This is a genomic window from Streptomyces sp. NBC_01264 (genome assembly GCF_026340675.1).
In the GTDB taxonomy this organism is placed as follows: Bacteria; Actinomycetota; Actinomycetes; order Streptomycetales; family Streptomycetaceae; genus Streptomyces.
Window position 1 is genome coordinate 4,903,927 of record NZ_JAPEOX010000001.1, and the last position, 14,645, is coordinate 4,918,571.

General features: G+C 73.2%; 9 protein-coding genes. 4 read left to right on the plus strand and 5 right to left on the minus strand.

The features are described from left to right. The first annotated feature begins 37 nt into the window (after positions 1-37). From OG435_RS22780 to OG435_RS22790, 3 genes are all read left to right on the plus strand, one after another. Positions 38-1,921 (plus strand): HSP90 family protein, encoded by a 1,884-nt coding sequence (locus OG435_RS22780; protein WP_266879198.1) that lies wholly within the window; start codon positions 38-40, stop codon positions 1,919-1,921. After that, the gene (locus OG435_RS22785) at positions 1,918-5,001 is read left to right on the plus strand and encodes a tetratricopeptide repeat protein (RefSeq protein ID WP_266879200.1); all 3,084 of its coding nucleotides are present in this window, start codon (positions 1,918-1,920) and stop codon (positions 4,999-5,001) included. Before OG435_RS22780 ends, OG435_RS22785 begins: the two co-directional genes overlap by 4 nt. A gap of 108 nt (positions 5,002-5,109) precedes the next feature. After that, the gene (locus OG435_RS22790; RefSeq protein WP_266879201.1) at positions 5,110-6,012 is read left to right on the plus strand and encodes an LLM class flavin-dependent oxidoreductase; all 903 of its coding nucleotides are present in this window, start codon (positions 5,110-5,112) and stop codon (positions 6,010-6,012) included. A 51-nt stretch (positions 6,013-6,063) separates the two neighbouring features. On the opposite strand, the gene lepB is transcribed toward OG435_RS22790, so the two are convergent. Together lepB and OG435_RS22800 are read right to left on the minus strand one after the other, a co-directional pair. Next, positions 6,064-6,837, minus strand: a complete 774-nt coding sequence (gene lepB, locus OG435_RS22795; protein ID WP_266879202.1) for a signal peptidase I — start codon at positions 6,835-6,837, stop codon at positions 6,064-6,066. Between the two features lie 61 nt (positions 6,838-6,898). Beyond that, on the minus strand, positions 6,899-7,078 hold the full coding sequence (locus tag OG435_RS22800; RefSeq protein ID WP_266879204.1) for a hypothetical protein: 180 nt from the start codon (positions 7,076-7,078) through the stop codon (positions 6,899-6,901). Between the two features lie 137 nt (positions 7,079-7,215). On the opposite strand from OG435_RS22800, the gene OG435_RS22805 reads away from it, so the two are divergent. Beyond that, on the plus strand, positions 7,216-8,181 hold the full coding sequence (locus OG435_RS22805) for an HAD hydrolase family protein (RefSeq protein ID WP_266879206.1): 966 nt from the start codon (positions 7,216-7,218) through the stop codon (positions 8,179-8,181). 83 nt (positions 8,182-8,264) lie between these two features. Here OG435_RS22805 and OG435_RS22810 read toward each other — a convergent pair whose 3' ends face one another. Genes OG435_RS22810 through cydB form a run of 3 tightly spaced genes read right to left on the minus strand, consistent with a single transcriptional unit; the run spans position 8,265 to position 14,636 of the window. Beyond that, entirely contained in the window at positions 8,265-10,013 is a 1,749-nt protein-coding gene (locus OG435_RS22810; RefSeq protein ID WP_266879207.1) for a sensor histidine kinase, read from the minus strand. A gap of 10 nt (positions 10,014-10,023) precedes the next feature. Continuing rightward, on the minus strand, positions 10,024-13,584 hold the full coding sequence (gene cydD, locus OG435_RS22815) for a thiol reductant ABC exporter subunit CydD (protein ID WP_266879209.1): 3,561 nt from the start codon (positions 13,582-13,584) through the stop codon (positions 10,024-10,026). Positions 13,585-13,634: 50 nt separating this feature from the next. Then, entirely contained in the window at positions 13,635-14,636 is a 1,002-nt protein-coding gene (gene cydB, locus OG435_RS22820) for a cytochrome d ubiquinol oxidase subunit II (RefSeq protein ID WP_266879211.1), read from the minus strand. Between the last annotated feature and the right edge of the window lie 9 nt (positions 14,637-14,645).

Consider the following 14,645-nt stretch of genomic DNA (forward strand, 5'->3'; position numbering starts at 1 on the left):
GCCGAACAACCCGTACCAGCACGCGAGGTGACGCCCCATGATGTCCGAAGAGCCCCATCCGAACACGTTCCAGGTCGACCTGCGCGGCCTGGTCGACCTGCTCTCCCACCACCTCTACTCCAGCCCCCGCGTGTACGTCCGCGAGCTCCTCCAGAACGCCGTCGACGCCGTCACCGCCCGCCACGCCCTGGATCCCGAGGCCGAGATCCGCATCCGGCTGTCGGCGGCCGGGAACCGGGTGACCATCGAGGACAGTGGCATCGGCCTGACCGCCGACGAGGCCCACTCCCTCCTCGCCACCATCGGACGCAGCTCCAAGCGCGGAGGCCCTCACGGCCTGGAGACCACCCGCCAGGAGTTCCTCGGCCAGTTCGGCATCGGTCTGCTCGCCTGCTTCGTCGTCGCCCGCGAGATCCGCGTGGTCACCCGCTCCGCCCGCGATCCGCAGGCCGCGCCCGTCGAATGGCTGGCCACGGACGACGGTTCCTACACCGTCCGCGAACTCCCCTCCGACGCCCGCCCGGAGCCCGGCACCACCGTCGTCCTGGAGGCGCGCCCCGGCGCCGAGGAGTGGACCGTCCCGGCCAAGGTCGAGCAGCTGGCCCGCGACTACGGCTCCCTGCTGCCCTACGACATCACCTTCGACGACGGCTCCGCCGCCGGGCCCCGCCCGGTCACCGACCGGCCCGCCGTCTGGGACCGGCCCTTCCCCACCCCCGCGGCCCGCCGCGTCGCGCTCGCCGGGCACTGCGCGCAGCTCTTCGGTTTCACCCCGCTCGACAGCATCGACCTCGATCTGCCCGTGGCGGGAGTGCGCGGAGTCGCGTACGTCCTGCCCGAGCCGACCAGTCCCGCCCACCGGTCCGGGCACCGCGTCCACCTCAAGGGCATGCTGCTGACCGACAGGGCCGACAACCTGCTGCCCGACTGGGCGTTCTTCGTCCGCGCCGTCCTCGACACCGACACCCTGCGGCCCACCGCCTCCCGCGAGAACCTGTACGACGACGAAACCCTGGCCGCCGTGCGGGAGGCCCTCGGTGCCCGCGTGCGCGCCTGGCTCGCCGAGCTCGCCACGAGCGATCCCGAGCGGCTGGCCGCCTTCCTCGGCGTCCACCACCTCGGGGTGAAGTCGCTGGCCCGGCACGACGCCGAGCTGCTCGGCCTGATGCTGCCCTGGCTGCCGTTCGAGACCAGCGACGGTTCGATGAACCTGGAGGAGTTCACCTCCGCGCACACCGAGATCCACTTCACCCGGACCGTGGAGGAGTTCCGCCAGATCGCCCCGATCGCGGCGGCCCACGGACTCGGCGTCATCAACGCCGGCTACACCTACGACGCCGACCTGCTGGCCCTGCTGCCCTCCGTACGCCCGGAACTCAAGGTCACCGAGCTGGACGCGGGAGCCGTCACCGAACGGCTCGATCCGGTGCCGACCTCCGCCGAACTGGCCCTGGCCCCCTTCCTCGCCACCGCCCGCACCCGCCTGGAACCCCAGGGCTGCGACGTCGTCCTGCGCGCCTTCCAGCCCGCCGCCGTCCCCGCGCTCTACCTCGACGACCGCCAGGCCCGTCAGGAGCGCGACCGTACCGCCGCCCTGGAGACCGCCGACTCGCTGTGGAGCGGCATCCTCGGTTCGCTGCGCGGCTCCGCCCCGCGCGCCCGCCTCGTGCTCAACCACAACAACCCGCTCGTCCGCCGGATCGCCGCCCTCCCCGACGAGGCCCTGACCGCCACGGCCGTCGAATCGCTCTACGGCCAGGCCCTGCTGAGGTCGCAGCGGCCACTGCGCGCGGCCGACACCACCCTGCTCAACCGGGCCTTCCTCGGACTCCTGGAATGGGCGACGCACCCCGTCAGCAGCACGGCCGGCAGCACAGACAGCAGCGGCAACGGCAACGGCACCCAGGAGGGGCAGAAGTGAGCACGATGACGCGCGAGGAGATCGAGCGCGGACTGGCCGAGAACCGCCAGGCTCCGGGCGGGACCGCGCGCAACGCGCATGCCGAAGCCCTGTCCACCGCGGCCGAAGCGACCGGGGACCGCCCGCTGTTCCGTGCGGCGCTGGACAACCTGATCAACTCCTACCTGTACAGCTCCGAGTCGCCGAAGATGCTCGTCCCCTTCGCCCGGCTGCTCCAGGAGTACGACAAGGACCCCGGCGCCTTCGACGAGTGGGACGCCCACTCGCTGTTCTGGCAGTTCAAGTGGATCTCCGGCGCCATCGGCAACTCCCCCGAGATCCCGCTGGAGTCGGCCGCCGGCTGGCTGGACGAGATGGAGCGCCGTTACCGGATCGCCGGCTACAGCGAGCGTCCCGTGCGCGAGGCCGAGCTGTGGCTCGCCGACACGACCGGCGACGACGAGCGGGCCGCCCGCGCGTACGCGGCCTGGCAGGCCGCCGACCGCGACGACATGAGCGACTGCCACGCCTGCGAACTCAACAGCCAGGGCCACTACGCCATGCTGCGCGGTGACGACACCGAGGCCCTGAGGGTCTGGCAGCCGGTGCTGTCCGGCGAGCAGACCTGCGCCGAGGAACCCCACCGGGTCCTGGCGACCTCGCTGCTGCCGCTGGTGCGGCTCGGCCGGTTCGACGAGGCCCGCTCGGCCCACCTGCGCGGATACCGCCTCGCCCGGGGCAACGAGAGCCTGCTGCCCTCGGTGGGACGGCACATCGAATTCTGCGCGCTCACCGGGAACGAGTCCCGGGGTCTGGAGATCCTGGCCGAGCACGCGGTGCACGTGGCCCCGCTCGCCAACCTCTCCGACCAGCTGGCCTTCCACGGCGGAATCCTCGTCCTGCTGCGCCGCCTGACGGAGCTGGGCCACGGCCGGAGCCCCGCCGTCCCCTACGAGGGCGGCCCGCGCACCGTGTCCGAGCTGTACGAGGTGCTCCGCGCGGGCTCGCTCGACATCGCCGGGCGGTTCGACGCCCGCAACGGCTCCACCCGGGTCTCCGAGCGGTTCCTCGCGCGGATCGGCGCGGCCCCGGTGACCGCGGTCCTGCCGCTGGGCGTACGCAGCTCCGCGCTCGCGGAGCTCCCGCAGCCGGGCCCCGCCGCCCCGGCGCCCGCAACGGCAACGGCACCGGGCCCGGCACCGGCCGAGGGGTTCGCGGAACTCCTGGAGCGGGCCCGGGCCGCACGCGAGCTCGGGCACCCCGGTGCGCCCGCCCTCTGGGACGAGGTGGCCCTGCGCCCCGGGGCGGCGGCCGGGTCCGATCCGCTGGCCGCCGCCGATGTGGCGGACCACCGGGCCCTGGCGGCCGCTCGGGCCGGCGCCGCGAACGCACCGGAACTGCTGGCCGGCGTACGCGACAGCTACCGGGAACTGGGGCTCGCGGAGCGGGCCGCCCTGGCCGAGCTGCGGCTGGCGACCGTGGCCGCGCAGTCGGGCACCGGGGCGGGGGAGCTGCGCGCACTGCTGGCCGTCGCCCTGCGCGCCGCCGAGGCACTGGACGCGGACGAGCCGCTGCGGACCCGGCGGATCGCCCTCGCGGAACTGACCGGAATCCGGGTGGAGTCGTACCTGCGCTCGGTCGAGGACCCCGAAGACGGGCACGACCCCGAGCACGGCCACGGACACGGCCACGGCCCCGACCCGGAGCATGGGCGCCGCGAGCTGGCCGCCGAACTGGCCGCCTTCGCCGATTCCTACGCCGCGGCCCTGCCCGACCTGGCGGCGGAGGCCGAGGGGATGCTGGGCCGGCTCGCCCTCTCGCAGGGCGACCCGGAACGCGCCGTGGCGCTGCTCGCCGGATCCGCCGAGCGGTCGGTGGCCTCGGCCCGGCCGTGGCTCGCCGTGGACCCGCTCGTGCTGCGGGCCGGCGTGCTGATGTCGCTGGACCGGGTGGCGGAGGCCGAGGAATCGGCCCGCGCCGGGCTGACCCATGCCGCCGAGGTGACCGACCCCGAGACGCAGGGCGTCGTACGGCTCACCCTCGCCGACATCCTGCTGGGGCGCGGCGAGGCCGACGCGGAGGCCGCGCTGCTCGCCCTGGAGGCGGCGCACTGGTTCGACCAGGCCGGGCTCACCGCCGACGGCGGCGCCCAGGCCCGCCTGCTGCTCGCCCGGTGCCATGCCCGCGAGGGCCGCACCGCCGAAGCGGCCGAGGTGTTGCAGTCGACGCTGCCGGACCTGCTGGAGCACGGTGAGGGCCAGGCCGTCTCGGTACGGGATCTCCTGGGCGACCTGCTGCGCGAACTGCACGACCCCCGGGGCGCGGCCGAGCAGTACCTGCTGGCGGCGGAGCTCTCCGAGGGCTGGGAGGACCCGCGTCCGCAGGCGAACTTCGCCCAGGCCGCCGCCGATCAGCTCTCCGAGGCGCAGCTGGTGCCGGAGGCGGTCGCCGCGTACGAGCGGGCCCTGGAACTGCGTCGGCGCTCCAAGGACGCCCCGGTCGCCGAGGTACGGATCCTGCGGTCGCTGGCCTGGCTGGGGCTGCGCGAAGAGGTCACCGACGCGGCGGTCGCGGGGGCCCGGGCCCGGATGGGCGAGGCCGCCGAACTGCTGACCGCCGCACTGTCGCAGGCACCCGACGATCCCGGGGCCCCCGAGGCACGGGCCGAGCTCGCCGAGACCTGGAACCAGCTCGCCCAGGTGCTCGACCGCCGGGTCCGCGCCGACGAGGAGGCTCGGGAGGAGGACGCGGAAACCGAGGCCGGGAGAGCGGAGGCCGGGGAAGCGGAGGACCGCCGCTCGGCGTCCGCGGAACCGCTGGGCGCGGCGGAGCTGGAGGCGCTGCGGCTGGAGGAGATCCTGCTCTGGGAGCGGGCCGCCGCCCTCCACGCGGAGCTCGGCCCGGAGCACCTGCAGGCCCGGTTCCAGTGCGTGAACAACGCCGCCTGGACCGAGCACGAGCTGGGCCGGCCCGAAGCCGGCGCCGCCCGGGTCTCGGCGCTGGCGGCCGAGGTCCGCGCGCTGCCCGAGGGCGTGGCCCCGGAGTGGCTCCTGGAAAGCGCCGAGCGCACCACCGAGCACCTGCTGCGCACCTCTTCCTGAGGCAGCGCACCGCCGTCGCCCCGGCGTACGGGGCGACGGCGGCGGCAGCGGACGACGCGGGCCGGTGGCAGTGCGAAGACCCTGCGCGACAGTCGTAGGCTCACGGGTATGACCCTGCGCCTGAGCACCGTGATCCTTCCCGTCAACCGCTGGCACGAGGGCGGTCGTGACCGCTGGCAGCGGGCCGAGCAGCTGGGCTTCCACAGCGCGTACACCTACGACCACCTGTCCTGGCGGACCTTCCGGGACGGTCCGTGGTTCGGCGCCCTGCCCACCCTCACGGCCGCCGCGACGGCCACGGAGCGCCTGCGCCTGGGCACGCTCGTCACCTCGCCGAACTTCCGGCACCCCGTGACGCTCGCCAAGGAGCTGATCTCCCTGGACGACATCTCGGGCGGCCGGATCACCCTCGGCATCGGGGCCGGCGGCAACGGCTTCGACGCCACCGCCCTCGGCCAGGAGGCGTGGACCCCGCGCGAGCGCGCCGACCGCTTCGCGGAGTTCGTGCCTCTCCTGGACCGCCTCCTCACCGAGGACGCCGTCACGGAGCAGGGCACGCACTACTCCGCCGACGAGGCCCGCAACCTCCCCGGCTGCGTCCAGCGCCCCCGGCTGCCCTTCGCGGTGGCCGCCACCGGCCCGCGCGGGATGAAGCTCGCCGCCCGGCACGGCCAGGCATGGGTGACCACCGGCGACCCGAAGCTGTTCGAGGCGGGCACCCAGGAGCAGTCGGCGGAGGCCATCCGCGGCCAGATCCAGCGGCTCGGCAAGGCCTGCGCCGACATCGGCCGGGACGTGGCCGAGCTGGACAAGATCCTCCTCACCGGCTTCACACCGGAGCCGGGCCGCCCCCTGGAATCCCTCGACGCCTTCGTGGACTTCGCGGGGATCCACCAGGAGCTGGGCATCACCGAGATCGTCGTCCACTGGCCGATCCCCGACTCGGACTTCGCCGCCGACCAGAGCGTCTTCGAGAAGATCGCCACCGAGGCGCTCTCCCAGCTGGGCTGACCACGAGGAACCCGAACGGGACCGAGGAGTTCGCAGGGCCGTGCGCCGGTGTCACGGCGTGGGAGCAAGACCCGGCTGCTCGAAAGTGCTCGGCACCGGCAGGGTCGCCCAGCGGTCGACCGGCCAGGCGAGCACCACGGCACGGCCCACCACGTCCTTCAGGGGCACCATGCCGCCGCGGGGGTCCTGCTGGTGATAGCGGGAGTCCTGCGAACTCTGCCGGTGGTCGCCCATCACCCAGATGTGGCCGCTGGGCACCGTGACCTTGAACTGGCCTCCCGCATCCGTGCTGCAGGCGGTGTTCCCGGCGAAGACGTACGGCTCGGTGAGCGGCTTGGAGTTCACCTTCAGCGGTCCCGTGCCCGCGCATTCGACCGTGTCGCCGGCGACGCCGATGACACGCTTGATCAGGTGGTTCTCTCCGGCCGCGGGCATCAGACCGATGGCGCTCAGGAACTTCTGGGCCACATTCGGTTCCTCCACCGGATGCCCCTCCAGCCAGTCGCCGGGATCACGGAAGACCACGACCTCGCCCCTGGCCGGCTCCGAGCCGAACCACGGGGTGAGCTTGTCGACCAGGACGCGATCGCCCTTCTGCAGGGTGTTCTGCATGGAGCCCGAGGGGATCAGGAACGCCTGGAGCAGGAAGGTCTTGATCAGGAAGGCCAGCACCAGCGCGACGCCGACGAGAAGCGGCAGCTCCATCCAGAAGGGGCGGCGCCGCTTCGGCCCGCGCCCGGAGACAGGTGCGGGCCGCTTCACGGGATCGCCCTCGTCCTCCGGGCCCTCCCGGTCGGATCGCGTATCGACCACCAAGTCCCCCATGACAACTCCAGGCTCCGGCGCATTTCTGCGGTCTGCACGGACCCTACGCCCGAGGCTGTACCTACGGCGTGAAGAGAAGCTCGCGCAGGACCTCGCCCACCAGCACCGGTTCTCGCTCCGGATGCAGGGTGCCCTCTCGTTCGCACGCCCCGCACAGGGCCATCGCCAGGCTCGCGACCCACTTGGCATGCGGGCCGCCACAGGCGTCGCAGTCCGACGTGCGGGCTGAAGGGATGAGCACGTCGCCCCCGAGTGATGTCGTCCGAACCGGCACCGAGCCGGCAGCGCGAACCGCAGCGGAACCGGCGAGGAGATCCTTCCACCGCCCACTGACAACCATGTGGCGATGTTTCACGTGAAACATCGCCGACCTTCGGCATGGGCGAAGATGGACCCGTGACCTCGGCTCCCCAGCGCCCGGACGGGCCAACCCCCGCGACCCGGCTCATCGCCACCGACCTCGACGGCACCCTGCTGCGCGACGACAAATCCGTCTCGGAACGCACCGTCGCCGCACTCGCCGCCGCCGAGGAGGCCGGCATCGCGGTGTTCTTCGTGACCGGACGCCCGGCCCGGTGGATGGGTGTGGTCAGCGACCACGTTCAGGGCCACGGTCTGGCCATCTGCGCGAACGGCGCCGCCGTCGTCGACCTGCACGCCATGGACCGGCACACCGCCGACGGGCAGACCACCGATGGGCAGACCGCCGATCGGCACACCTCCGACCGGCAACCTGCGGGCCGGGAGTTCGTCCAGGTCAGGCCGCTGCCCCGGATCACCGCGCTCAAGGTGGTGGAGGCCCTGCGGGCCGCCGCCCCCGGCACCTCCTTCGCCGTCGAGCTGACCACCGGCATCAACTACGAGCCCCAGTACCCGCCGTTCTTCCAGGACCCGGGCGCCAATGTCGCCACCGCCGAGGAATTGCTGCACGAGGCCACGGACGACGATGCGGCCCCCGTGCTCAAGGTGCTCGCGCACCACGCCGAGCTGGCTCCGGACGAGTTCCTCGAGCTGGCGCGCTCCGTCGCCGGCGCGTACGCCTCGATCACCCGCTCCAGCCCGACCTCCCTGCTGGAGATCAGCGGCCCCGGTGTCTCCAAGGCGAGCACCCTGGCCCTGTGCTGTGAGGAGCGCGGCATCTCGCCCGCCGAGGTGGTCGCCTTCGGCGATATGCCGAACGACGTGGAGATGCTCGGCTGGGCCGGCACCTCCTACGCCATGGGCAATGCCCATCCGGATGTGATCGCGGCCGCGTCGGGCCGTACGGTCGCCAACAACGAGGACGGCGTCGCCCTGGTCATCGAGCGCATCCTGGCCGCGCGGGCGTCCCGCACCGAGGCATAGCTACGGCGCGGCCACGGCGGGGCGACCCCAGCTCGTCGACCACAGCCGGTCGACCACAGCCGGTCGACCACAGCAGGGCCTCGCTACAGCGGGGCCTCCCACACCAGGGTGGTCCCGCCGCCCTCCTCACCGAGGCCGGGGCCGTACGAGCTGGAGCCGCCGAGCGATTCGGCCCGCCGGCGCAGGTTCCGCAGCCCGCTGCGCCGTCCGCCCTCCGGGATGCCCACCCCGTCGTCCGCCACCTCCAGCCGGACCCCGGGCCGGCCGTCGGCCAGGCTGACGGTGGAGTCGAGCACCACCTCGATCCGGGACGCCTCCGCGTGCCGGAACGCGTTCGACAGGGCCTCGCGCAGGGCGGCGATCAGGTTCTTGCCGACGAGTTCGCCGACGACCGCGTCGATGGGTCCGAGGAAGCGGTGCGCGGGCTTGAAGCCCAGCGGCACGGCGGCCATGTTGATCTCCCTCAGCACCCGGGTGCGCAGCCCCGAAGGCGCCTCCGCCGGTCCCTGCTGGAGCGCGAAGATCGCGGTGCGGATCTCCTGGATCGTCACGTCGAGCTCGTCCACGGCCTTGCCGACCCCGTCGCGGACCTCCGGGACGATGGAACGGCGCTGGGCACCCTCCAGCATCATCCCGGTGGCGAAGAGCCGCTGGATGACCAGGTCGTGGAGGTCGCGGGCGATCCGGTCGCGGTCCTCGAACACCGCGAGGCGCTCCCGGTCCCGCTGCGCCTCCGCCATCATCAGTGCCAGGGCCGCCTGCGAGGCGAACTGGGTGGCCAGGGTCCGCTCCGCCTCGGTGAAGGGCCGCTTCCCGCGTGCCCGCGGCGTGACGAGGGCCCCCAGCACCCGGCCCCCGCTCTGCAGCGGAAGCATCATGCAGGCCCCGTACTGACTGGTCAGGCGGCTGATCATGCGCGGGTCGGAGGCGGCGTCGTCCACGAAGACCGGCTCGCCCTCCAGCAGCCTGGCCACCACCGGGCTCTCGGCCGGGATGACGATGCCGAGCGAGGTCGCCGGGTTCTCGGCGGAGACGGCGACGATCTCCATCCCGCCGTCCTCGGCCGGCAGCATCACGATCCCGGCGGCCGAATCGGCGAGCCGGCGGGCCTGTTCGGCGACGACCGCGAGCGCGTCGTCCGCGTCGCCGCCCGACAGCAGGGCCGTGGTGACGGCCACCGAGCCGTCGATCCAGCGCTCGCGCTGGGTGGCGGCCTCGTAGAGCCGGGCGTTGCCGATGGCGATGCCCGCCTCGGTGGCCAGTACCCGGACCATGTGGACGTCGTAGTCGTTGAACTCGCCGCCGCCGTTCTTCTCCGCGAGGTAGAGGTTCCCGAAGATCTCACCCTGGACCCGGATCGGAACGCCGAGGAAGGTCTTCATCGGCGGGTGATGGGCGGGGAAGCCCGACGAGCGCGGGTCCTTGGTCAGGTCGGCGAGGTGCACGGGGTCCGGGTTCGAGATCAGCGCACCCAGCAGGCCGCGCCTCCCGTCCGGTCGGTGGCCGATCTTCTTCGCCACCGCGTCGCTGATCCCGAAGGTGACGAAGTCCGAGAGCCCCCGGCCCTCGGTGTCGACCACGCCGATGGCCGCGTAGCGGGCGTCCGCGAGCTCGGCGGCCGTCTCGCAGATCCGGTCCAGCGTGGAGTGCAGTTCGAGGCCGGTACCGACCGACCGCATGGCCTCCAGCAACTGCGGTACCCGGGCCGTGAGCTCGGTGGACAGCCCCTGGAGACTGCGGGTGGCCGCGGTCGCGGCCTCCAGCGGGTCGGGCGATTCCGGTGAGGACTCCGGCGGGTACTCGGGTGATTCCTGGGACTCCTGCGCTGACATGCCCTTGAGCCTAGTTAGTCCCCTTTAGCGAGGAAAGTCGAGCCTGCACCGAGCCGCCCGTCCCGTCCGCTTCCCGCTCCAGCAGCCCGCGCAGCGGACCGGGGACCGCCGCCAGCTCCGCGTAAGCACCGCGCTGGACCACCGCGCCGCCGTCCAGGACCAGCACCTCGTCGACCTCCTCCAGACCGGCCAGCCGGTGCGTGATCAGCACGGTGGTGCGGCCCTCGGTCGCGGCCAGCAGGTCCGCGGTCAGCGCGTCGGCCGTGGCCAGGTCCAGGTGCTCGGCGGGCTCGTCCAGGACGAGGACCGGGAAGTCCGCGAGCAACGCCCGCGCCAGGGCGAGGCGCTGGCGCTGTCCCCCGGAGATCCGTTCGCCGTGCTCGCCGACCAGCGTGTCCAGCCCGTCCGGGAGCCCCTCGGCCCACTCCAGCAGCCGGGCCGCCGCGAGCGCCTCCCGCAGCCGCGCCTCGCTCGCCCCCGGGGCGGCCAGGCGCAGGTTCTCCCGTACGGAGCTGTCGAAGATGTGCGCGTCCTGGGCGCACAGCCCCACGACCCGGCGGACGTCGTCCCCGTCGAGGGCGCGCGCGTCGGTCCCGCCCAGGGTGTACGAGCCTTCGTGCTGGTCCAGGAAGCGCAGCAGGACCTGTGCCAGCGTGGTCTTGCCGGCCCCCGAGGGCCCGACCACCGCGATCCGGCGGCCCGCCTCCAGGGTCAGGTCGAGCCCGCTCAGCGCGTCCTCCTCCTGCCCGGGATGCCGGGCGGCGAGCCCCGTCAGCCGCAGCGGGAAGGGAGACGCGGGCAGGGCTTCGGGCCGCTCCGGCTCGGTGACCGGGGCGGGTGTGTCGATGACCTCGTAGACCCGCTCGGCGCTGCGCCGGACCCGCTGGCGGTACTGGACGGCCTGCGGAAGCCCGCTGACGGCCTCGAAGGCTGCCATCGGGGTCAGGACGACCACGGCCATGGCCACCCCGGACAGCCGGCCCCCGGCGACGGCGTTCGCCCCGACCGCGGCCGCGCACACCACGGTCACTCCGGTCACCAGGGCCGACAGCCCGCTCCCGAGCCCGGTGACGGCGGCCGCGCGGGCGGCGATCCCGGTCAGCGTGCCGTCGCTCTCCTTCGCGGCGGCCCGGCGCCCGCCGAGCGCTCCGGCGACGGTCAGTTCCGCGGTTCCGGTGAGCAGATCCGCCACACGGGTGGCGAGCTCCCCGCGGGCGGGCGCGAGCCGGCGTTCCGTCCGGCGTGCGCAGACCGCGCTGACCAGCGGTACCCCGACACCGGCGGCCAGCAGCCCGACGGCGAGGACCACCCCGGCCCCGGGCAGCAGCCAGGCGGTGAACGCCACCGAGCCGGTGCCCACGAGCACCGCGGTGCCGACGGGCAGCAACCAGCGCAGCCAGTAGTCCTGGAGGGCGTCGGCGTCGGCCACCAGCCGCGTCAGCAGGTCCCCGCGCCGATGGCTGCGCAGCCCTGCGGGCGCGATGCGCTCCAGCCGCTGGAACACCGAGACGCGCAGGTCGGCGAGCATCCGCAGAACCGCGTCGTGGGACACGAGGCGCTCCACGTAGCGGAACACGGCCCGCCCCATGCCGAAGGCCCGTGTCGCGGTGACGGCCACCATCAGGTACAGCACGGGCGGCTGTTCGGAGGCGCGCGAGATCAGCCATCCGGAGACGGCCATCAGCCCGACGCTGCACCCGACGGCCAGCGCCCCGAGGAACAGCCCGAGCCTGAATCGTCCCTGCCAGGCCTTGGCCACACCCCGTACCCGCTTGAGCGGATCGCCGCCGCCGGCGTCGCCGCTGCCCGGACCGCCCACCCGCTCCGGGGCGTCTCCGAGGATCCATTCGCCGGGATCGCGCGGCGCGGGTGCCGGCGCCGGCTGCTCCGCCCGCGCGGCGGGAAGGGGTGCGGCCGGGGAGGGTCCCGCGGGGCCGGCCCCGACCCGTACGACCCGGTCGGCCAGCGCCAGGAGGGCCGGCCGGTGCACCACCAGCAGGACGGTCCGCCCGACCGCGAGGCGGCGTACCGCCTCCACCACGGCCGCCTCGGTCTCGCCGTCCAGTGCCGCCGTCGGCTCGTCGAGCAGGAGCACCGGCCGGTCCGCGAGGAACGCCCGCGCCAGTGCGAGGCGCTGGTGCTGCCCGGCGGACAGTCCGGTCCCGCCCTCACCGAGCAGGGTGTCCGCCCCCCGCGGCAGGGCCCGTACGAACTCCCAGGCCCCGGCGTCCGCCAGCGCGGCGGTCACCTCGGCATCGTCGGCGCCTGGCCGCGCCAGCCGTACGTTCTCCGCGATCGTCCCCGCGAACAGGTGCGGCCGCTGCGGCACCCACGCGATCCGCTCCCGCCACTGCTCGGGCGCCAGAGCGGCCAGGTCGGCGCCCCCGACGCGGACCCGGCCCGCGCTCGGCGGCACGAAGCCCAGCAGGACCTGCAGCAGCGTGGACTTGCCCGCGCCGCTCGGCCCGGTGAGGGCCACGCATTCGCCCGGTTCCACGGTCAGCGAGACGGGTCCGGGGGAGTCCTCGCCCCGGCCCTCGTACCGGACAGCCACGCCGTCGAACTCGATCCGCAGCTCCGAGGCAGCAACGGCGGCCGTCCCCCGCGATGCGGCGACCGGGGTCTCCAGCACCTCGAAGATCTCTTCGGCGGCGGCCAGCCCCTCCGCCGCCGCGTGGTACTGCGCGCCGACCTGACGCAAGGGCAGGTACGCCTCGGGTGCCAGGATCAGGATGACCAGTCCGGTGTAGAGGTCCAGTTCCCCGTGGACGAGCCGCATGCCGATGGTCACGGCGACCAGCGCCACCGACAGGGTCGCCAGCAGTTCGAGTGCGAACGAGGACAGGAACGCGATGCGCAGCGTACGCATCGTGGCCTGCCGGTAGTCATCGGTGATCTTGCGGATGGACTCCGCCTGCGCCTTCGCGCGGCCGAAGACCTTGAGGGTCGGCAGACCGGCCACCACGTCCAGGAAGTGTCCCGAGAGCCGGGACAGCAACCGCCACTGGCGGTCCATCCGGGACTGGGTGGCCATGCCGATCAGGATCATGAACAGGGGGATCAGCGGGAGCGTGACCACGATGATCGCCGCCGACACCCAGTCCTCGGTGACGATCCGCGCGAGCACCGCCACGGGGACGACGATCGCGAGCCCCAACTGGGGCAGGTACCGGGAGAAGTAGTCGTCGAGCGCGTCGACCCCCCGGGTGGCCAGGGCCACCAGGGAGCCCGTCCGCTGGCCGCTCAGCCAGCCGGGGCCGAGGTCCGTCGCACGATCCAGCAGCCGGCCGCGCAGTTCCGACTTGACCGCGGCGCTCGCCCGGTGCGCGGCCAGCTCGGTCAGCCAGGCGACCAGGCCCCGGCCGAGCGCCACCGCCGCGAGCAGCAGCAGGGGCGTCCGCAGGGCTCCGCCGTCCAGTCCGTCCTCGAAGGCACCGACCACGATCTCGGCGATCAGCATGGCCTGGCCGACGACCAGCCCCGCCCCGGCGAGCCCCAGGGCCACCACCGCTCCGAGGAAGAGGCGGGTGGACCGGGCGTACCGGAGCAGGCGCGGGTCGATCGGTTTCACGTGAAACATCCCCCAGGCAGGAGCGGACGGAGCGAGGCGACGGAGTCGGCTCAGTGCGCGTCGACGATGTGCTGCGTGCCGATGCGCTTGCGGAACACCCAGTACGTCCACCCCTGGTAGAGCAGGACGAGCGGGGTCGCCACCGCCGCGCACCAGGTCATGATCTTCAGGGTGTACGCGCTGGACGAGGCGTTGGTGACCGTGAGGTTCCAGGCGTCGTTCAGCGAGGACGGCATGACGTTCGGGAACAGCGTCAGGAAGAGCATCGCGACGGCCGCCGCGATGGTGACCCCCGACAGGCCGAACGACCAGCCCTCCCGGCCCGCGAAGTTGAAGCCGAGGGCCCCGACCAGGGCCAGTACCGCCACGATCATGGCGATCAGGCTCCAGCCGTCACCGCGCGAGACCTGGGTCCAGATCAGGAAGACGAGCGCCAGGACGGCGGTCACCACACCGAGCCGGGTGGCCAGCGCGCGCGACCGGTCGCGGATGTCACCGACCGTCTTGAGCGAGGTGAACACCGCGCCGTGGAAGGTGAACAGGGTCAGGGTGACCAGGCCGCCGAGGATCGAGTAGACGTTGAGCAGGTCGAAGAAGTTTCCGACGTACTCCATGTCCTGGTCGATCTTCACTCCGCGCACGATGTTGGCGAAGGCCACGCCCCACAGGAACGCGGGGATCAGCGAGGTCCAGAAGATCGCGTGTTCCCAGTTGGTCTGCCACTTGTCCTCGGGCCGCTTGTGCCGGTACTCGAAGGCGACCCCGCGGATGATGAGGCAGATCAGGATGATCAGGAGCGGCAGGTAGAAGCCGGAGAAGAGGGTGGCGTACCACTCGGGGAAGGCGGCGAAGGTCGCACCGCCGGCCGTGAGCAGCCAGACCTCGTTGCCGTCCCACACGGGCCCGATCGTGTTGATCAGGACCCGCTTCTCCGTGCGGTTGCGGGCCAGCAGCTTGGTCAGGACGCCGACTCCGAAGTCGAAGCCCTCGAGGAAGAAGTAGCCGATCCACAGAACGGCGATGAGCACGAACCAGACGTCGTGGAGTTGCATGGTGTGGTC

What these genes read in the sequence shown, in the direction of transcription:
- OG435_RS22780 (WP_266879198.1), top strand. Translation starts at nt 38, where the DNA reads ATGATGTCCGAAGAGCCCCATCCGAACACGTTCCAGGTCGACCTGCGC.
- OG435_RS22790 (WP_266879201.1), top strand. Translation starts at nt 5,110, where the DNA reads ATGACCCTGCGCCTGAGCACCGTGATCCTTCCCGTCAACCGCTGGCAC.
- lepB (WP_266879202.1), bottom strand. Translation starts at nt 6,837, where the DNA reads ATGGGGGACTTGGTGGTCGATACGCGATCCGACCGGGAGGGCCCGGAG.
- OG435_RS22805 (WP_266879206.1), top strand. Translation starts at nt 7,216, where the DNA reads ATGGGCGAAGATGGACCCGTGACCTCGGCTCCCCAGCGCCCGGACGGG.
- OG435_RS22810 (WP_266879207.1), bottom strand. Translation starts at nt 10,013, where the DNA reads ATGTCAGCGCAGGAGTCCCAGGAATCACCCGAGTACCCGCCGGAGTCC.
- cydB (WP_266879211.1), bottom strand. Translation starts at nt 14,636, where the DNA reads ATGCAACTCCACGACGTCTGGTTCGTGCTCATCGCCGTTCTGTGGATC.